The 19,168-nt window shown below is 70.5% G+C and carries 18 protein-coding genes; 9 read left to right on the top strand and 9 right to left on the bottom strand.

Going from position 1 to position 19,168, the window contains the following annotated elements:
- Positions 1-15: 15 nt before the first annotated feature.
- Positions 16-687, bottom strand: a complete 672-nt coding sequence (locus tag LRX76_RS09910; RefSeq protein ID WP_231804631.1) for a helix-turn-helix transcriptional regulator — start codon at positions 685-687, stop codon at positions 16-18.
- A 72-nt stretch (positions 688-759) separates the two neighbouring features.
- Here LRX76_RS09910 and LRX76_RS09905 point away from each other — a divergent pair, with 72 nt between their 5' ends.
- The 3 genes from LRX76_RS09905 to LRX76_RS09895 all read left to right on the top strand — a co-directional run bounded on the left by LRX76_RS09905 (position 760) and on the right by LRX76_RS09895 (position 3,178).
- Positions 760-1,251 (top strand): OsmC family protein, encoded by a 492-nt coding sequence (locus LRX76_RS09905; RefSeq protein ID WP_231804629.1) that lies wholly within the window; start codon positions 760-762, stop codon positions 1,249-1,251.
- On the top strand, positions 1,248-1,658 hold the full coding sequence (locus LRX76_RS09900; RefSeq protein WP_231804627.1) for an ACT domain-containing protein: 411 nt from the start codon (positions 1,248-1,250) through the stop codon (positions 1,656-1,658). The genes LRX76_RS09905 and LRX76_RS09900 overlap by 4 nt, the downstream gene beginning before the upstream one ends.
- Positions 1,659-2,266: 608 nt before the next feature.
- Positions 2,267-3,178, top strand: a complete 912-nt coding sequence (locus LRX76_RS09895; protein WP_231804625.1) for an aldo/keto reductase — start codon at positions 2,267-2,269, stop codon at positions 3,176-3,178.
- Positions 3,179-3,458: 280 nt separating this feature from the next.
- Here the strand turns inward: LRX76_RS09895 and LRX76_RS09890 are convergent, their stop codons facing one another.
- From LRX76_RS09890 to LRX76_RS09875, 4 genes are all read right to left on the bottom strand, one after another.
- The gene (locus LRX76_RS09890) at positions 3,459-4,019 is read right to left on the bottom strand and encodes an adenine phosphoribosyltransferase (protein ID WP_231804623.1); all 561 of its coding nucleotides are present in this window, start codon (positions 4,017-4,019) and stop codon (positions 3,459-3,461) included.
- Between the two features lie 47 nt (positions 4,020-4,066).
- Positions 4,067-5,626 carry a YdiU family protein gene (locus LRX76_RS09885; protein ID WP_231804621.1) on the bottom strand — a complete coding sequence of 520 codons (1,560 nt, stop codon included), beginning with the start codon at positions 5,624-5,626 and terminating at the stop codon, positions 4,067-4,069.
- On the bottom strand, positions 5,623-6,318 hold the full coding sequence (locus LRX76_RS09880; protein WP_231804619.1) for a glutathione S-transferase: 696 nt from the start codon (positions 6,316-6,318) through the stop codon (positions 5,623-5,625). Before LRX76_RS09880 ends, LRX76_RS09885 begins: the two co-directional genes overlap by 4 nt.
- A gap of 293 nt (positions 6,319-6,611) precedes the next feature.
- A complete protein-coding gene (locus tag LRX76_RS09875; protein WP_231804617.1) occupies positions 6,612-6,821 on the bottom strand; it encodes a cold-shock protein in 210 nt (69 codons plus the stop codon).
- Between the two features lie 317 nt (positions 6,822-7,138).
- On the opposite strand from LRX76_RS09875, the gene LRX76_RS09870 reads away from it, so the two are divergent.
- The 3 genes from LRX76_RS09870 (at position 7,139) to LRX76_RS09860 (ending at position 11,076) form a co-directional block, all read left to right on the top strand.
- Complete coding sequence (locus tag LRX76_RS09870) at positions 7,139-7,687, top strand: YaeQ family protein (protein WP_231804615.1); 549 nt, start codon at positions 7,139-7,141, stop codon at positions 7,685-7,687.
- A complete protein-coding gene (locus LRX76_RS09865) occupies positions 7,684-8,865 on the top strand; it encodes an NAD(P)/FAD-dependent oxidoreductase (protein ID WP_231804613.1) in 1,182 nt (393 codons plus the stop codon). The genes LRX76_RS09870 and LRX76_RS09865 overlap by 4 nt, the downstream gene beginning before the upstream one ends.
- Positions 8,866-9,012: 147 nt before the next feature.
- Complete coding sequence (locus tag LRX76_RS09860) at positions 9,013-11,076, top strand: EAL domain-containing protein (protein ID WP_231804611.1); 2,064 nt, start codon at positions 9,013-9,015, stop codon at positions 11,074-11,076.
- Between the two features lie 184 nt (positions 11,077-11,260).
- On the opposite strand, the gene htpX is transcribed toward LRX76_RS09860, so the two are convergent.
- The gene (gene htpX / locus LRX76_RS09855) at positions 11,261-12,145 is read right to left on the bottom strand and encodes a protease HtpX (RefSeq protein ID WP_231804609.1); all 885 of its coding nucleotides are present in this window, start codon (positions 12,143-12,145) and stop codon (positions 11,261-11,263) included.
- Positions 12,146-12,244: 99 nt separating this feature from the next.
- Between htpX and gluQRS the strand changes: the two genes are divergently transcribed.
- The 3 genes from gluQRS to phaR all read left to right on the top strand — a co-directional run bounded on the left by gluQRS (position 12,245) and on the right by phaR (position 15,057).
- Positions 12,245-13,138: a tRNA glutamyl-Q(34) synthetase GluQRS gene (gene gluQRS, locus LRX76_RS09850; protein WP_231804607.1), complete on the top strand. Its 894-nt coding sequence runs from the start codon at positions 12,245-12,247 to the stop codon at positions 13,136-13,138.
- A gap of 54 nt (positions 13,139-13,192) precedes the next feature.
- The gene (gene phbB / locus LRX76_RS09845) at positions 13,193-13,933 is read left to right on the top strand and encodes an acetoacetyl-CoA reductase (protein ID WP_231804605.1); all 741 of its coding nucleotides are present in this window, start codon (positions 13,193-13,195) and stop codon (positions 13,931-13,933) included.
- 608 nt (positions 13,934-14,541) lie between these two features.
- On the top strand, positions 14,542-15,057 hold the full coding sequence (gene phaR / locus LRX76_RS09840) for a polyhydroxyalkanoate synthesis repressor PhaR (RefSeq protein WP_231804603.1): 516 nt from the start codon (positions 14,542-14,544) through the stop codon (positions 15,055-15,057).
- A 144-nt stretch (positions 15,058-15,201) separates the two neighbouring features.
- Here phaR and LRX76_RS09835 read toward each other — a convergent pair whose 3' ends face one another.
- The 3 genes from LRX76_RS09835 to mutL all read right to left on the bottom strand — a co-directional run bounded on the left by LRX76_RS09835 (position 15,202) and on the right by mutL (position 19,114).
- Entirely contained in the window at positions 15,202-16,161 is a 960-nt protein-coding gene (locus LRX76_RS09835) for a TraB/GumN family protein (protein WP_231804601.1), read from the bottom strand.
- A complete protein-coding gene (locus LRX76_RS09830; RefSeq protein ID WP_331716770.1) occupies positions 16,158-17,162 on the bottom strand; it encodes a DUF1684 domain-containing protein in 1,005 nt (334 codons plus the stop codon). The genes LRX76_RS09835 and LRX76_RS09830 overlap by 4 nt, the downstream gene beginning before the upstream one ends.
- Before the next feature lie 89 nt (positions 17,163-17,251).
- Positions 17,252-19,114: a DNA mismatch repair endonuclease MutL gene (gene mutL, locus LRX76_RS09825; protein ID WP_231804597.1), complete on the bottom strand. Its 1,863-nt coding sequence runs from the start codon at positions 19,112-19,114 to the stop codon at positions 17,252-17,254.
- Between the last annotated feature and the right edge of the window lie 54 nt (positions 19,115-19,168).

The following is a 19,168-nucleotide window of genomic DNA, read 5'->3' as shown; positions in this document are numbered from 1 at the left end:
GCGCCAGCCCTACGGTCAAGCCTGCGGGAACAGGAAACGGCGGCCGTGCGCGTCGATGACAACCGCGCGCGAATCGGCGATGCGCCGCGCATGGCCCAGCGCGAACAGGCGCTGCAGCACCGCGGCGCCGAGGCTTCCGGCGAGATGGTCGCGGCGTTCGCTCCAGTCCAGGCAGCCCCGGCACAGCGGCCGCCGCGCCTGGCGCAACGCCGCCACGTCGATGCCGGCATTGCCGCACCAGGCCAGCCCGGCCTCGGTCAGCGCCAGTTCCTGGCCGATGGCGGCCTGCAGGCAGCCGCTCGCGCGCATCGCCTCCAGCCACTCCACCGCCAGCTCGCCGGCCAGGTGGTCGTAGCAGACCCGCGCCCGCCGCAACGCCGCGTCCGCCGGCCCGGTGCGCCGTGCGGCGGGGGCCGCAACCGCGCCGAGCAGGGTCTCCAGCATCGCGGCCACCTCCGCCCCGGCCAGGCGGAAGTAGCGGTGGCGGCCCTGCCTGACCACCTGCAGCAATCCGGCCTCGGTCAGCCGCGCCAGATGGCTGCTGGCCGTCGATGCGGAGACATCGGCATCCAGCGCCAGTTCGCTGGCGGTGCGCGCCTGCCCGCCCAGCAGCGCCAGCAACATGCGGCTGCGGGAGGGATCGCCGATCAGCGAGGCGATGCGGGAAAGGCTGGCGGCGTCGGACATGCTTCGATGCTAGTCGAAGCATCGCCGCCAGGCGATGGCTAGCCTTCGTCCTCCACAAGCGAAGGAAACACGATGAGCCACGCCCTGCACCACTACGGCCTGCGGATCGTCTGGGACGGCGACGCCGGCGGCGGCACCCGCCGCTACGACGGCTACCGCCGCGACTACCGCATCCTGGCCGACGGCAAGCCCGAGCTGGCCGGCAGCGCCGATCCGGCCTTCCTCGGCGATGCCTCCCGGCACAACCCGGAGGAACTGCTGCTGGCCGCCGCCTCGGCCTGCCACATGCTGTCCTATCTCTCGCTGTGCGCACGCGAAGGCGTGTGCGTGCTGGCCTACGCCGACGCCGCCATGACCACGCTCGACACCCGCGGCGGCACCGGCATCGGCGCGATCGAGCTCAACCCGCAGGTCGTGGTGAGCGCCGACAGCGATGCCGCGCTGGCGCAGGAACTGCACCGGCGCGCGCACCAGAACTGCTTCATCGCCAACGCCTGCCGTGTGCCGGTAAGGCACAGCGCGCACGTCGCCCTTGCGGGCGCCACGCACGGGGCGGACGCATGAAGGACCTGTCCATCCTGCTGCCCGACCGCCCCGGGAGCCTGGCGGCCATGGCCAAGGCGCTGGGCGAGGCCGGCATCAGCATCGAGGGCGGTGGCGCCTGGGTCGCCGACGGCGGCGGACTGGCGCATTTCCTGTTCCGTTCCGACGATCCCGCCTCGCAGGTACTGGAGGCGCACGGGTTCAACGTCGTCGCCGAACGCGAGGCGATCCTGCTGCGCCTGGACCAGGACCGCCCCGGCCAACTGGCGGAACTGTGCGGACGCATGGCGCAGGCCGGCGTCAACATCCAGGTGCAGTACAGCGACCACGACCACCAGCTGGTACTGGTGGTGGACAGGCCCGAGGCAGGGCATGCCGTGGCCCGCGACTGGATGCAGGAGCGGGAAAGGCGGCCGGGCCCGGCCTGATCCCTGCACCGGCGCGATAGCGACATCCCTCTCGTCGCCGGCATGCAAGCATGTCGCTCCCGCACAGCGGCTCGGTACTGCGCAACGTCCCCATCGTCTCTGCCGCGATGCGGACCGCAGGCATGCAGTCCCGGTCCGCGCACTGCCGGCCGGGGGGAACTTCGCCCTGCGACGCCCAACGTCTGGCACGCGGAGCTGCGGGCGTGCCTGGGCAGCATCGAAACCGGGATGGAGGCTTGCCGGCCGGACCTTGGCTCTCGTCATCGCCGCGCAAGCGGGAATCGCTTCACCGCGGCCCGAGGCGCTTCACCACGACCGAACGGCCGGCCGGGGCCGATCATCCAGGGACGTTCGCGCAGGTCGCGGCAACGTCCATGGGCTGCCGCCTACGCCGGAGCGACGATCGCCTACTTCCACGGACATGGGGGGACGACGACTCTCCATTGCCTCCGTCGCCCGCGGGCTGGAAAGCACTGTCGCCCCGGCATCGACCGTGCGTGAACGTCGTTGCGTCCACAATCGCGGTCGCGGACGCATGCCGCGACGGCGCGGGCTCCCGGCCCGCCGCCCGGACGCCGGCATGCCCGCGACCCCACACAGGAGGCATCATGTCCACTTCTTCTTCCCTCGCCGCGCGCTCGGGCCAGTTCCTGATCGGCGGCGACCTGCAGGTCAACCGCCTCGGCTTCGGCGCCATGCGCGTCACCGGACCCGGCATCTGGGGCGATCCGTCCGACCGCGACGAGGCGCTGCGCACGCTGAAGCGCCTGCCCGAGCTCGGCATCGACTTCATCGACACCGCCGACGCCTACGGCCCGGACGTGTCCGAGCCGCTGATCCGCGAGGCGCTGCATCCCTACGGCAACGTCGTGGTCGCCACCAAGGGCGGCCTCACCCGCACCGGTCCCGACGTGTGGATCCCGGTGGGCCGGCCCGAATACCTGATCCAGCAGGCCTACAAGAGCCTGCGCCACCTCGGCGTGGAACGCATCGACCTGTGGCAGCTGCACCGCATCGACTCCAAGGTGCCGCGCGCCGAGCAGTTCGATGCGATCAAGCTGCTGCTGGACAAGGGCATCATCCGCCACGCCGGCCTGAGCGAGGTCTCGGTGGAGGATATCGAGGCGGCGGCCAAGGTGTTCCCGGTGGCCACGGTGCAGAACCGCTACAACCTGGTCGATCGCACCAGCGAGGACGTACTGGACCACTGCGCCGCCCACGGCATCGGCTTCATCCCCTGGTTCCCGCTGGCCGCCGGCGAGCTGGCCAAGCCGGGCTCGCTGCTGGACAGCATCGCCAAGGCGCACGACGCCGCGCCCGGCCAGGTGGCGCTGGCCTGGGTGCTCAAGCGCAGCCCGGTGATGCTGCCGATCCCCGGCACCGGCAAGGTCGCGCACCTGGAACAGAACATGGCCGCCGTCGATATCGCACTATCGGACGAGGAATTCGCCGCGCTCGACAAGGAAGGCCGCGCCGAGTTCGCGCGCAAGGCGGCCGAGGCCGGCGCCGCGAAGGAATAAGCGGGCTCGCCCGTCGTCCCGGCCTGCCACCGCGGGCCGGCACGACTGCGCCACGCTGGCCGTCAGCGCCGGGCTCCCGACGTATCCACGATTTCCGCACGGCAGCGGCGCTGCCACCGCTCGCTGCCGGCATTACGGGCGGATAGTCCCCAGGGCCTGATCTGGAGATGGGTACACGGTCGCAGTGGCTGACAAGCAGGAGCGGCTCCTGTTGCGACGGGCTCCACCGGGAAGGCAATCGCGACTGAAGTCGCTCCTACAGGAGATCGTGGACAGGTTCTCAGTAGCCCAGCGTCGCCAGCAGCGGCAACTGCGCGTCCCAGCGCCTGCGCCCGTCCAGGGCCTCCAGCTCCACCAGCACTGCCGCGCCCACCACCTCGGCCTGCAATTGCCTGGCCAGCGACAGCGCCGCATCCAGGGTGCCGCCGGTGGCGAGCACGTCGTCGACGATCAGTACCCGCGCACCCGGCGCCAGCGCGTCGGCATGCACTTCGAGCACGTTGCTGCCGTACTCCAGCGCATACTCCTGCCGCAGCGTATGGCCCGGCAGCTTGCCCGGCTTGCGCACCGGCACGAATCCGGTACGCAGCTCGTGGGCCAGCGCGGCGCCGAGGATGAAGCCGCGCGATTCGATGCCCATCACCGCGTTCAGCGGCGTCTGCCGCCACGGCTTGGCCATCGCATCGATGGCCGAGGCGAAGTCCGGGCCGTCGGCCAGCAGCGGGGTGATGTCCTTGAACAGGATGCCCGGCTTCGGGAAGTCGGCGATGTCGCGGATGCGCGCCGACCAGTCGGCGGGGGAGCGGTCGAGGCCGCAGGCGCTGCAGGAGGATTCGGTCATGTCCGGATCATTCATGGAAGAGGGGGAGGTTGGCAAGGCGGGCCGGCTCAGGAGCTGCACGAAAGCATCGAGCAGCCCGCACGCTCGCGCGCCCAGTCCGGGCGGCGGGCGGCATACGCCTCGCGTCCGGGCTGGTCGTCATAGGGGTGGCGCAGCACCTCGAGCAGTTCGCCGATGCCGGCCTCGTCCCCCTGTTCGGCGCGGTCGATGACCTGCTGCAGCAGGTAGTTGCGCGGCACGTAGCGGGGGTTGGCCAGGCGCATGCGCTGGCGCCGCACGGCGGGATCGAGCGGGTCCTCGCGCAGGCGCGCGGCGTAGCGCAGCCACCAGCCGTCGAGCACCGGCAGCGCCGCCTCGCGCCTGCCCGGATCGTAGAAGGCGGCATCGAGCGCGGCGAAATCCGGCCGTTCGGGATCGATGTCCATCAGCGCGCGGAACAGCAGCGTCATGTCCACCTGCGCCACGTGCATCCACGATTGCAGTTCGGCCATCAGCGCGACGTCGGCATCGCCGGCCTGCGCCAGCCCGAGCTTGCCGGCCACGACCTCGCGCTCGGCCCGCGCATAGGCGGCAAGATAGCGCTCCAGGCCGGCGCGCAGCGGCTGCACGTCGCCGAACAGCGGCGCCAGCGCCTGCGCCAGCCGGCCCAGGTTCCAGTGCGCCACCTGCGGCTGCCAGCCGAAGCGGTAGCGGCGGCGCTGCGCATCGGTGGTGTTGGGGGTCCAGTCCGGATCGTAGTCGTCGATCCAGCCGTAGGGGCCGTAGTCCAGCGTCAGCCCCAGGATCGACATGTTGTCGGTGTTCATCACCCCGTGCACGAAGCCCACCCGCATCCACTGCGCCACCATCGACGCGGTGCGCTCGCACACCTGCGCGAACCAGTCGGCGTACAGCGACTCGCCCTGCCCGCGCAGTTCGGGGAAGTCGCGGGCGATGGTGAAGTCGGCCAGCTGCCGCAGCAGCGCCACGTCGCCGCGCGAGGTCGGCAGCTCGAAGCTGCCGAAACGCACGAACGAAGGCGCGACCCGGCACACCACCGCGCCCGGCTCGGCCCGCGGATGGCCGTCGTAGAACATGTCGCGCACCACCGGCTCGCCGCTGCCGACCAGGCACAGCGCGCGCGTGGTCGGCACGCCCAGGTGGTGCATGGCCTCGCTGCAGACGAATTCGCGGATCGACGAGCGCAGCACCGCGCGTCCATCGGCGCCACGCGAGTACGGGGTGGTGCCGGCGCCCTTGAGCTGCAGCTCCCAGCGCCGGCCGTCGGCCGCGACCACCTCCCCCAGCGAGATCGCGCGGCCGTCGCCCAGCTGTCCGGCCCACTGCCCGAACTGGTGGCCGCCGTAGTTCGCCGCCCACGGCTGCATGCCCGGGTACAGCGCGTTGCCGGCGAACACCTGCGCGAACAGCGGATCGGCGATGTCGGCGGCATCGAATCCCAGCGCGTCGGCCATTTCCGCCGAATACGCGACCAGCCGCGGCGCGGCCACCGGCGTCGGTGCCACCGGCGACCACAACGCGCCCTCGACCGCATGCGGCTGCAGGCCGCCATCGCGCTCCCCCGGCAGTTCGGCAACGAAGTGGTTGTCGAACCGCGGCGCCGTCATCGGGCCCCGCCGGCGAGCAGTTCGAACGGCCCGCCCTGCTGCAGCGCACGCCGGTAGGCGTCGCGCCGCTCGATGCGCTGCAGGAAATCGGCCAGGTTGGGATGGCGCTCCAGGCCGCCGCCGCGAGCGGCCGCGGCCTGCACCGGGAAGCTCATCTGGATGTCGGCGGCGGTGAAGCGCTCGCCGGCGAACCAGCCGGTCGCCGCCAGCTCGCGCTCCATCCAGTCCAGGTGCAGCTGCAGCTGCGGGCCGACGAACGCCTGCATCGCCTTGTCGACGATGGCGCGGGCGATCGGCCGGGCGAAGAACGGCATCGGCGCCGAACGGATGCGCCCGAACACCAGCGTCATCAGCAGCGGCGGCATCGCCGAACCCTCGGCGTAGTGCAGCCAGTAGCGGAACTTCAGCCGCTCGGGTGCCTGCACCGGCTGCGGCGTGGGCGAGAAGCGGCGCTCGCTGTCGTAGCGGTCGCACAGGTAATCGATGATGGCGCCAGACTCGGCCAGCACGTGGCCGTCATCGACCAGTACCGGCGACTTGCCCAGCGGGTGAACCGCGCGCAGTTGCGGCGGTGCCAGCAGCGTGGCCGGATCGCGCGCATAGCGCAGCAGGCTGTAGGGCAGCTGCAGTTCCTCCAACAGCCACAGCACGCGCTGCGAACGGGAGTTTTCCAGGTGATGGACGGTGATCATGACACGCGGCGATTGCTGGGAGGCCGACCATGGTAACGGCCGGCGATGAACGGGCCGCACGCGGGGGACTATGGGGCCGGGATTAGGGATTAGGGATTAGGGATTGGGGATTGGGGATTGGGGATTGGGGATTGGGGATTGGGGATTGGGGATTGGGGATTGGGGATTCGGACAAGCAGGAGCAAGGCTTTTGCCAATCCCTAATCCCGAATCCCCAATCCCGGCCCCAAAAAGAAAAACGCCGGAAGCTTGCGCTCCCGGCGTTTCGGGCCATCTTGCGACGGCCGCGGCAATTAAACCGGCTGAACCTGGTCAGCCTGCATGCCCTTCTGGCCCTGGACGGCGACGAAGGTCACCTTCTGGCCTTCCTGCAGCGACTTGAAGCCGGTGCCCTGGATCGCGCGGAAATGCACGAACAGGTCGGGGCCGCTTTCCGGGGTGATGAAGCCGAAGCCCTTGGCGTCGTTGAACCACTTGACGGTACCGGTCTGGCGATCAGACATTTTTACTAACTCCTGAAACAAAGGTTGGGATATCGCAGCCGCCGCACACGCGGGGCCGGACTGAGTTGCAGGCGTTGGTAAAGCGGAACGATGAAGCGGATCAAACGATCTGCTGCACCAGGCCACGATTCACGGTGACCCTAGCAAACACAGTGGGCCGCACATTACGCGGGTTGGCGGCAAAAAGCGAACATTTTTTGTTTACGTTCACTGAACAGCGAACACCCCATTCATCTAAGGCCCGCCGTCCGTTGCCGGGCGGGCCGCGTCCGCCCCCGGAACACTTATGATGGCGGCCCCCCGCACACCCTACGCCAATGGCCCTGACCGCCACGATCCGCAAGGCGGATCTGCAGATCAGCGACATGGACCGCGGCTACTACGCCGCCCATGCGCTCACCCTCGCCCAGCATCCTTCCGAGACCGACCAGCGGCTGATGGTGCGCCTGCTCGCCTTCGCGCTGGAGGCCGACGAACGCCTGGAATTCGGCAAGGGCCTGAGCAGCGACGACGAGCCGGACCTGTGGCGGCGCGACTACACCGGCGCGATCGAGCAGTGGATCGAGGTCGGCCAGCCGGACGAGGCGCGCATCCGCAAGGCCTGCGGCCGTGCCCGCCACGTCCTGGTGGTCAACTACGGCGGCCGCGCCGCCGACCTGTGGTGGGACAGGAACCGCCCGGCGCTGTCGCGGCTGAAGCCGTTGAAGGTGATCGACCTGCCGGCCGAGACGGTGACCGCGCTGGGCGAACTGGCCGCGCGCAGCATGCGCCTGGACGTGATGGTGCAGGACGGCGAGGTGCAGGTGCTCGGCGACGACTCCGCCCTGGCCTTCGTGCCGGTGGTCCGCTACGACGGCGGCGCATGACCGAAGGCTGCGACGTACTGGTGATCGGCGCCGGCGCCGCCGGGCTGATGTGCGCGGCCACCGCCGGCCAGCGCGGGCGCCGGGTACAGGTGGTCGACCATGCCAACAAGGTCGGCAAGAAGATCCTGATGTCCGGCGGTGGCCGCTGCAACTTCACCAACACCGGCACCGGACCGGGCAACTTCCTCTCGGCCAATCCGCACTTCTGCAAGTCGGCGCTGGCGCGCTACACCCCGGCCGATTTCCTCGCGCTGGTAGAGCGCCACGGCATCGCCTGGCACGAGAAGGAACTGGGCCAGCTGTTCTGCGACATCTCCTCCAAGCTGATCGTGCGCATGCTGCTGGACGAATGCCAGGCCGCCGGCGTGCAGATCCGCACCCACTGCGACATCCAGGCCGTCGAGCGCGGCGCCGACGGCTTTACCGTGCAGACCTCGCTGGGCCGGTTGCAGGCGCAGTCGCTGGTGGTCGCCAGCGGCGGGCTGTCGATCCCGAGCATGGGCGCCAGCGGCTTCGGCTACGAACTGGCGCGCCGCTTCGGCCACGAGGTGCTGCCCACCCGCGCCGGGCTGGTGCCGCTCACCCTCAGCGGCAAACACCAGCAGCGCCTGCAGGACCTGGCCGGCGTCGCCCTGCCGGTGGAGGCGCGCTGCAACGGCGCCAGCTTCCGCAACTCCATGCTGATCACCCACCGTGGCGTCAGCGGACCGGCGATCCTGCAGATCTCCTCGTACTGGCAGCCCGGCGACGACCTGCGCCTGGACCTGCTGCCCGGTTGCGATGCGCTGGCCTGGCTGCAGCGGCACAAGCGCGAGCGCGGCGCCGCGGAACTGCGCACCGTGCTGTCCGAAGCGATGCCGCGCCGCCTCGCGCTGCGCCTGTGCGAGCACTGGCTGCCGGACAAGCCACTGCGCCAGCTCGACGAGCGCGAGCTGCGGCAGGCGGCGGCGACGCTGTCGGACTGGCCGCTGGTGGCCAGCGGCAGCGAGGGCTACCGCACCGCCGAAGTCACCCTGGGCGGGGTCTCCACCGACCAGGTCTCGTCCTCGACCATGGAGTCGCGCAAGCTGCCCGGCCTCTATTTCGTCGGCGAGGTGCTCGACGTCACCGGCTGGCTGGGCGGCTACAACTTCCAGTGGGCCTGGGCCTCGGGCCACGCCGCCGGCCAGGCCGCCTGAACTCCATTGCCCTTGCCGATTCCCCAGCCGTCGCATCCAGGCCGGGACAGGCGCCAAAGCTGCGACCGCGCTCCCGTCCCGCGGCCGCGGCCGTGGACGCCGCCTGCGGCCTTCCTGTATTAAACGGCGGACCCCGGGGAGCCGCGAATGCACAACGACATAACCATCCGCCTGATGATCGTGGACGACAGCGCGGGCGATGCCGAGGCCATGGTCAGCACGCTGCGCAACGGCGGCATCGCGGTCAGGCCGTCGCGGCCGCAGAATCCGCAGGAAATGGCCTCGATGCTGGCAGGCCAGGCCATCGACCTGGTGCTCGCCGCGCATTCGCCCAGCCTGCCGCTGGCGCTGGTGATGCAGTCGGTCAGCGCCAGCGGCAAGGACATCCCGGTGGTCCTGGTGACCGATGCCATCGACGAACGGGTCTGGGCCGACGCCCTCGCCAATGGCGTGCGCCGCATCGCGCTGCGCCAGCGCCCGGACCTGCTGCCGGCGATCGCCGCCGCCGAGTGGACCGACCTGGAGGCACGCCGCGGCCTGCGCCGCATCGAGGCGCAGATGCGCGAGGTCGAGCGCCGCTGCGATGCGCTGATCGCCTCCTCGCGCGACCCCATCGCCTACATCCACGAGGGCATGCACATCCGCGCCAACGACGCCTACCTGGAGATGTTCGGGTTCGAGTCGTTCGAGGACGTGGAAGGCCTGTCGCTGCTCGACCTGATCGCGCCGCAGCACGTGGAAGGCTTCAAGCAGCTGCTCAAGTCGCTGGGCAAGGGCGAGGCGCCGCCGCCGCAGTACCAGGTGGACGCACGCGGCCCCGAGGGCGGTTCGTTCGCGGCGACCATGGAGTTCGCCACCGCCAGCTACGAGGGCGAGTCGTGCGTGCAGGTGGTGTTCCGCCGCCGCGAGGAGTTCGATCCCGAGCTGGCCAGGGAGGTCGAGGACCTGCGCCAGCGCGACCAGGTCACCGGGCTGCTCAACCGGCCGACCTTCATGGCCTCGCTGGAAGCGTCGGTGGCCCAGGCCGGGCGCAGCGAAGGCCAGTTCGGCCTCTTGCTGATCGAGCCGGACCACTATGCCCGGCTGCTGCCCGACATCGGCCTGGATTCGGCCGACGCGCTGATCGCGGCGATGGCCGGCTACCTGGCGCAGCTCATCGGCGACGGCCCCAGGGTCGCGCGCTTCGGCGAGAACAGCTTCGCGGTGCTGCTGCCGGCCCAGCACGCGCAGACCCTGGCGCTGGCCGAGCGCATCCGTGCCGGCTTCGCCTCGCACGTGTTCAGCATCGGCGAGCGTTCGGCCACGGTCACGACCAGCATCGGCGGCGTGCAGGTCGGCGAGAAGATCGCCAGCGTCGGCCAGGTGCTGGCGCGCGCCAGCGAGAGCCTGCAGTCGGCGCTCGAGCTGGGCGGCAACAGCGTGCACGTGTTCGATCCCGGCGCCGCCGATCGCGCCGAGGAGGAACGCATCCGCCACTGGCTGGGACGCATCCGCGAGGCATTGGCCGGCGAGGGGTTCGCCCTGCACTTCCAGCCGGTGATGACCCTGGCCGGCGAAGCCCGCGAGCTGTACGAGACCTACCTGCGCATGGACGGCAACGGCGAGGCGATCGCCACGGCGACGCTGATGGGCATCGCCCAGGACCATGGCCTGCTGCCGGAGATCGACCGCTGGGTGGTCGCCCATGCGATCGAGACGCTGGGCCAGCGCCAACGCGCCGGCCACGCCACCAGCGTGCTGGTGAAGATCAGCCCGGAGTCGTTCAACGATCCGGCGCTGATCGCGCTGATCCGCAACGAACTGGCCGCGCGCGGCGTGCCCGGCGAGCGCCTGTGGCTGCAGGCGCCGGAGGCCAAGGTGTTCACCCACCTGCGCAACGCCCAGCAGTTCCTGGCCGACACCTCGGCGCTGGGATGCAGGATGGGGCTGGAGCAGTTCGGCTCGGGCCTGGATTCGTTCCAGTTGCTGGCCCACTTCCGGCCGGCCTTCCTCAAGCTCGACCGCGGCTTCACCAGCGAACTGGCGCTGGCCAGGGAACACCAGGCCAAGATCCAGGAGATCACCCGCCGCGCGCACGAATCGGGCATCGGCGTGATCGCCGAGTTCGTCAGCGATGCGGCGACGATGAGCCTGCTGTTCAGCGCCGGCGTGGACTACGTGGAGGGCGAGTTCGTCGGCCTGGCCGCAGCGGCGATGGACTTCGAGTTCTGATCCCGGCATCCGCCCCGGCTTCTGCCGCCGCGTAGCCCGGGCAAGCGAAGCGCCCCCCGGGGTCATCGACCTGCCGACACGCCTCGCCTGTCGGGCCATGGGTCCGGTGCATGCGCCGGCGCGAAAAGAAACAGGCCCGCCTTGCGGCGGGCCTGGGTGGGGCGGGAAACGATCGCGCGACGCGTCAGACGACGGTCGAATTGGCCGCGCGCAGCGCGGCGATGCGCTCGGGCAGCGGCGGATGGCTCAGGAACAGCTTGCGCAGCCCCTCGCCCACGCCGCCGGCGATGCCGAAGGCCGCGACCTGGGTCGGCAGGGTGCTCTGCCCGTGGTTGAGCTGCAGCCGCTCCAGCGCGGCGATCATCTTGTTGCGCCCGGCCAGGCGCGCGCCGCCGGCGTCGGCGCGGAACTCGCGATGGCGCGAGAACCACATCGCGATCATGGTCGCGAACAGGCCGAACACCATCTCCAGCACGAACACGATGATGTAGTAGGCGAAGCCGCGGCCGCCGGCGTTGTCGCGGTTGCCCGACAGGTAGCTGTCGATCACCCCGCCGACCAGCCGCGCCAGCACGATCACGAAGGTATTGAGCACGCCCTGCAGCAGCGCCATGGTCACCATGTCGCCATTGGCGACGTGGGCGATCTCGTGGCCCAGCACCGCCTCGGCCTCGTCCTCGCTCATGTTCTGCAGCAGGCCGGTGGACACCGCCACCAGCGCGTTGTTGCGGTTGGCGCCGGTGGCGAACGCGTTGATCTCCGGACCGTCGTAGACCGCCACCTCGGGCATGCCGATGCCGGCCATGCGCGCCTGTCGCTCCACCGTGGCCAGCAGCCAGCGCTCGGTCTGGTTGCGCGGCTCGGTGATGACCTGCGCGCCGGTGGCACGCTTGGCCATGAACTTGGACAGCAGCAGCGAGATCAGCGAACCGCCGAAGCCGAAGATCGCCGCCATCACCAGCAGGCCACTCATCTGCGAGGGATTGACCCCCAGCAGCGACATCACGATTCCCGCCAGGATCAGCACGGCGAAGTTGGTGACCAGGAACAGGAAAATGCGGTTGAACATGGGGAGGATCTTCTCCGTGGAAGACTGACAGATTGCCATCAATCTGGCGTGCGGACAGGTTGAATTCAAGTTGCAACCTGACCGACGATTCAGCCATCCATGGATACCTCGCATTACCGCGGGCGCTTCGCGCCCTCGCCCACCGGCCCGCTGCACTTCGGCTCGCTGCTGGCCGCGCTCGGCAGCTGGCTGCTGGCGCGCCACGCCGGCGGCCGCTGGCTGGTCCGCATCGAGGACGTGGACCGTGGCCGCGAGGTGGCCGGCGCCGCGCGCGACCAGCTCGATACCCTGGCCGCGTTCGGCCTGCATCCGGACGAGCCGGTGCTGTGGCAGAGCAGCCGCGGCGAGCGCTACCGGGAACTGCTGCAGCGCCTGCTGCATCAGGGCCTGGCCTTCGAATGCAGCTGCAGCCGCAGCGAACTGGCCGCCGCCGGCGGCATCCATCACCGCTGCGTGGTGGCCGCGCCGCGTCCACGCCCCGCGGTGCGGCTGAAGGTAGCGGCCGGTGCCGTGCTGGCCTTCGACGACCTGCTGCGCGGACCGCAGCGCCAGGACGTACATGCCGAGGTCGGCGACTTCGTCCTGCTGCGCGCCGATGGCTGCTGGGCCTACCAGCTGGCGGTGGTGGCCGACGACGCCGACCAGGGCATCACCCACGTGGTCCGCGGCGCCGACCTGCTGGACTCCACCGCGCGCCAGATCCTGCTGCAGCGCGCACTCGGCCTGCCGACGCCGCGCTACCTGCACCTGCCGCTGGTGCTCGATGCCGATGGCCACAAGCTGTCCAAGTCGATGGCGGCGCTGCCGCTGGATCGCGGCGATCCCCTGCCCGCGCTGGCGCTGGCGTGGAAGGCGCTGGGCCAGCCGGCGCTGCCCGCCGCCGGCAGGCGCACGCCCGATGCCATGCTGCACGCCATGCTGCAGCGCTTCGATCCGGCGCGCCTGCCCCGCTGCAACATTGCGTTTGCTTCACTGCGGGGGCCGAACCTGTAGCATGGCGTGCCCATCCATTCGGCCGCTGGCCATCGACTCCCGGAGCAAGCGCCCATGACCCCTCGCGTCGCACTGGTCACCGGCGGTACCGGCGGCATCGGCACCGCGATCTGCCGGCGCCTGGCCGGCCTGGGCCATCGGGTGGCGACCAACTTCCGCAACGGCGACCACGCCCAGGAATGGCAGCAGCGCATGCGCCAGGACGGTTTCGAGGTCGCCCTGTTCCCCGGCGACGTGGCCGACACCGCCTCGGCCGCAGCCCTGGTGGGCGCGGTCGAGGGCTCGCTCGGGCCGGTGGAGATCCTGGTCAACAATGCCGGCATCACCCGCGACACCACCTTCCACCGCATGACCGCGGAACAGTGGCACGAGGTGGTCAACACCAATCTCAACTCGGTGTTCAACGTCACCCGGCCGGCGATCGAGGCGATGCGCCGGCGGCGCTGGGGACGCATCATCCAGATCAGTTCGATCAACGGCCTCCGGGGCCAGTACGGCCAGGCCAACTACGCCGCGGCCAAGGCCGGCATGCACGGCTTCACCATTTCGCTGGCGCGCGAGAACGCCGGCTTCGGCATCACCGTCAACACCATCTCCCCCGGCTACGTCGCCACCGACATGGTCATGGCCGTGCCCGAGGAGGTGCGCGCCAAGATCGTCGCCGACATCCCCACCGGGCGCCTGGGCCGGCCCGACGAGATCGCCTACGCGGTGGCGTTCCTGGTCGCCGAGGAAGCCGCGTGGATCACCGGCTCCAACCTGGACATCAACGGCGGCCACCACATGGGCTGGTGAGGCCCCTCCGGGCACGTCCGTTCCCGAACGGGTCGCGTTGGAACTGCAGGGGCCGGCCGGGTGCGGTGTTGCCTGGCGCCGCATCCCGGCTGGCCACCGGAGCCAGCCTCCGCCAGATGCTTTCCACGGCCGAAGGGCTGGTCAAACGGGAGCAGGCCGCACGGCTCGGGATGGCAGCGCTGCCGTCAAATACGGGGACCTGAGTTGGCGTCGAGTGCCAGCCCCTGCATTTCTGGCGGACGTCATCCCGCCAGTGCGGCGATCCGGTGCCTTGCCGCGGCGCGGGCTCGCGTCGCTGGGGCCCCGCTTTGCCAGCCATTGGGCTGTGCAAAGACACTTCGCGTGGACGACGGTCGATCGGGCACGACAACTGGCAGTCAGCGCCAATCCGGATCCGCGAAGGCCGTTTCCGCGCGATCTGCCGGGGAACGGACGAAGCGCGCGGGGCTGAACCATACAGTTTTGCTGCAGCCGTGCGCGATCGCCCGCAATCCCATGCTGCGCAGCATTTTGGGGTCCGCAAACGCCTGGAAATTGGACCTTAGTCCTGTTGCAAGGCCTGTTGCGCTGCGCCATCCTCCGCCCACTCCGTACCGAGCATCCACGCCATGGCCGATGTCCGCGTCATCAAGAAATATCCCAACCGGCGTCTGTACGACACCGAGATCTCCAGCTACATCACCATCGAGGATGTGCGCCAGTTGATCATCGACGGCGAGGAATTCGAGGTGCGCGACGCCAAGAGCGGCGAGGACCTGACCCGTTCGGTCCTGCTGCAGATCATCTCCGACCAGGAGCGCGACGGCGAACCGCTGCTGTCCACGCAGATGCTCAGCCAGATGATCCGCTTCTACGGCGACTCGCTGCAGGGCTTCATGGGCAACTACCTGGAGCGCAGCATGCAGGTGTTCCTGGACCAGCAGCAGCAGTTCCGCCAGCAGATGGGCAACCTGCTCGGGCAGACCCCGTGGACGATGATGAACCAGCTCACAGAGCGCAACCTGCAGCTGTGGCAGGAGTTCCAGCGCAACTTCGGCGCCGGCTTCGGCCAGGGCGGCAAGGAAGGCGGCGAGTCGTCCGGCCCGTCGGCGCCCGGCAGCGGCGGCAAGGCGCGCCCGCGCTGACCGTCGACGCGCCCTGGGGCGGTTCTTGCCCCAGGTGTCTTACGGATCCGTCCTGCTTCCCGCCCTTCCTGTAGGAACGACTTCAGTCGCGATGGGGCTTCCCGGTAGAGCCCCATCGCGACTGAAGTCGCTCCTACATCGCTCCTACATCGCTCCTGCCGGTGGTTGCGGCGGTTGTCCGGCGCAGCCACTGCAGACGCGGGCGACGCGATAGCCCTTCGCGCGCAGGCGCTCCACCAGGCCATCGGCGCCCAGCAGGTGCATGGCGCCCACCACCACCAGCGTCCGCCCCTGGCCGGGCTGCAGCCATCGCTGCAACTGCAGCAGCCAGGCGCTGTTGCGGTCGACGTTCATGCGCCGATACAGCTGCGGATACTCCGCGCGCATCTGCTCGACGGTCAGCTTCCGCAGCAACTCGGCATCGCCACGCCGCCAGGCGTCATGCAGTTCGCGCGCCTGGCCGGAGTCGGGCCGCGCCTGTTCCAGCGCATCGGCCAGCAGCTGGCGCTGTTCCAGCAGGCTCATGCCGTCGAGCAGCGCGATCTGCGACGCCGCGCTTTCCAGGCCGGATACCGGTTTGCCGGCGCTGCCCGCCTGCTGCATGAAATGGCGGTCCAGGCCGAGGTCGGGATCCAGCCCCTGCCGGGTCATCGACGCCATCCCCACGCTCAGGCCGACGAACCATGTCTTGAACCCGGACATGCGCGCCAGGTCCAGCCCCTGCGCCCGCGCGAAATCCTGCAGCTGCCGCCAGGTGGCCGCATCCAGGTCGTCCTGCAGGCGGCTGCCGTCGCGGCGGGTGGCGGCCTGCAGCATCGCCGCGCCGAGCGTGGCCGGCTCCATCTCCGCCGGCGCCAGCTCGAACGCGATCCGGTCGGACTGGCGGAAGGCATCCTGCACCTCGGGCGCGGACGGGTAGTCGCCCGGCTGCAGCAGGTGGAAGGAACCGAGCAGGTACACCGCCGCATCGCCCTGCCCCTGCGACACCTTCCACAGCAGCGGCAGCGGCGGCTGCGCCGCGACCGCCGGCAACGCCGCCATCCACAGCAGCAGCCATGTCAGGCACGCCCACGTCCAGTAGCCATGGCGTGCGCGAGTGGTCAATGCGGCTTCCGGTAGTTCTTCTCGCCGGCGTCGACCCGCAGGTCCAGCCGGTTCTCCGGCGGCGGCAGCGGGCAGGTGGCGAACGGGGTGAACGCGCACGGCGGGTTGTAGGCGCGGTTGAAGTCGATCGTCACCTCGCCGTTGGCGTCCGGTGCCGGCAGGTCGATGTAGCGCCCGGCCGGATAGCTGCCGTGGCCGCTGGTGCGGTCGGCGAAGATCACGAACAGCTCCTGCCCCGGCTCGCCGATGGCCTGCAGCCTCCACGCATGGCCATCGCGCTCGAACTCGACCGCCCCGGCGTTGGCCATCTCGGTGGTGATGCCGACGATGTCTACGATCGGCAGGGTCTTGCCGGCGGCGTTGGGCACGAAGCGCGCCTTGATCCGCCAGGATTCGTCCAGCGGCCAGTAGTCCAGCCCGGTGAATCCCGTGCGCGAGGGCGCATCGGCATGCTTGAGCCGCAGCGCATGGCGGTCGCCGCGGCGGATCAGCGTCAGCAGGCCCTTGCCGTCGTCGAAGCCGATCGTGGTGGGCTGCGGGTCGCGGTCGCTGTGGAAGCGGATGCGGCCGACCAGCGGCCGGCCGTCCACGGTCAGTGCAACGCCGGGCTCGGGCGTGAACCAGACCTCGTCGCCGTCGCTGGAGGCCAGCGTCGCGTCGCCGCTCGACTGGCGGCGGTGCGCGCCGCCATCGGCTTGCGGCGCAACGCGCAGGCCGCCGCCAGGACTGGCCGTCCTGGCAAGGCCTGCACCGCCGCGATGCGAGTCCGGGGCAAGCGCAGGGCCGGCATTCGAGCGTCGACGCGACACCAGGCCCATCTTGGCCGGTCCTACCGCCAGGCGGATGCCGCTGTCGGCGCCGGAGCCGATGTAGTGCGCCTTGAGCGAGAGCCAGTGCAGCCCGACCAGGCTGGTCCAGCCGTCCGGCCGGGTCAGCTCCTGGTAGCGCTGCACCCGCCACGCCTGGTTGTCGGCCGCGAAGGCCGGATCCGGCTGCACCACGGCTGCATCCTGGCCGGACTTCCTGTCGCCGCAGCCGGCCAGCGCGGCGGCGGCCAGCCCCAATCCGAGCCATCTCCCCATCCTGCCCATCAACGCCCCCGCAGAAACCAGCGATCGATCTCGCCCAGGCCGAAGTGGGCCCAGGTCGGACGGCCATGATTGCATTGGCCGGAGCGCTCGGTCGCCTCCATGTCGCGCAACAGTGCGTTCATCTCCGGGATCGTCAGCCGCCGGTTGGCGCGCACCGCGCCGTGGCAGGCCATGGTCGAGAGCAGTTCGTCGCGGGCGCTGGCGATGCGCCGGGTCTGGCCGTGCTCGCGCAGATCGCCGAGCACGTCGCGCAGCAGCGATTCCGGCTCGGCGTGGGCCAGCAGCGCGGGGATGCTGCGCACGTGCAGCGACTGCGGGCCGCCGCGGGTGACCTCGAAGCCGAGGCTGGCCAGGGTCTCGGCCTCGCGCTCGGCGATGTCGGCGTCGCGTTCGCCCACCGCCAGGGTGATCGGCACCAGCAGCGGCTGCGCCTTCAGGCCGATGCCGTCGTGGGCGGTCTTGAGCCGCTCGTAGCCGATGCGCTCGTGCGCGGCATGCATGTCCACCACGATCAGCCCGTCCGCGCACTCGGCCAGGATGTAGATGCCGTGCAACTGGGCAACGGCGTAGCCCAGCGGCGGCACGCCGCTGTCCTCGCGCACGGGAGGCAGGCCCGGCTGCATCGCCGGCGACGGCATCGCCTCGTCGCTGCGCTGCGCGGGAGCGGCGTACAGCGCGGCGTAGGCGCCGGGCGCCTCGTCCACGCGCAGGCCCAGCGGCGACTGCGCCGGCCGCCAGTTCGGCGAGCCGTAGCCGGTCCCTGCATTGGGCGCGCCGGCGGGCGCTGCCGCGGACGCGGTCGGCGGCAGCGACACGTAACCGCCACCGTCGCCACCGCCCGCCGCGGCCATCGCGCCGGGGGTCATCCCGGCCTTGGTCTGCGCCAGCGCATCCTGCAGGGTGCGGTAGACGAAATCGTGGATCAGGCGGGCATCGCGGAAGCGCACCTCGTGCTTGGCCGGGTGCACGTTGACGTCCACCCGCGCCGGATCCAGTTCCAGGAACAGCACGTAGGCCGGCTGGCGGCCGTGGTAGAGCACGTCGCCGTAGGCCATCTTCACCGCATGGGCGACGCTGCGGTCGCGCACCGAGCGGCCGTTGACGTACAGGTACTGCTGGTCGGCGCTGGCGCGCGAATAGTGCGGCTGCGCGATCCAGCCGTGCAGGCGCAGGCCGGCGCCGCTGTGGTCCACCCGCAGCGCCTGGCGGGCGAAGTCCTCGCCCAGGGTCTCGCCCAGGCGCGCATCGGAATACAGGTCGCCGGGCTTGTAGCGGCGCGAGGGCTTGCCGTTGTGCGATACGCGCAGTTCCACGTCCGGCCGCGCCAGCGCCAGCGAGCGCAGCCATTCCTCGATGTGGCCGAGTTCGGTGCGCTCGGCGCGCAGGAACTTGCGCCGCGCCGGCACGTTGTAGAACAGCTCGCGCACCTCGACCGTGGTGCCCGGCGCCTGCGCGCGCGGCATCACCTCGCCGACCTTGCCGCCTTCGACCTGCAGCGCCGAGCCACGCTCGGCATCGGGCTGGCGCGAGGCCAGGGTGAAGCGGCTGACCGAGGCGATCGACGGCAGCGCCTCGCCGCGGAAGCCCAGCGTGGCCACCGACTCCAGGTCGTCCAGCGAGGCGATCTTGCTGGTGGCGTGGCGCGACACCGCCAGCGGCAGTTCCTCCGGGGCGATGCCGGCGCCGTTGTCGCGGATGCGGATCAGGCGCACGCCGCCTTCCTCCAGGTCGATGTCGACCCGGCTGGCACCGGCGTCGAGCGCGTTCTCCACCAGTTCCTTGACCACCGAGGCCGGGCGCTCGACCACCTCGCCGGCGGCGATCTGGTTGATCAGGATCTCGGGCAACTGGCGGATGCTCATGCCGGCACTCCCGCGGACGAGGCGATACGGCATGGCGTCATGGGGCAGGCAAAC

It is taken from the genome of Stenotrophomonas sp. MMGLT7 (genome assembly GCF_021168555.1).
In the GTDB taxonomy this organism is placed as follows: Bacteria; Pseudomonadota; Gammaproteobacteria; order Xanthomonadales; family Xanthomonadaceae; genus MMGLT7.
This window is presented reverse-complemented; position numbering and strand designations above follow the sequence as displayed.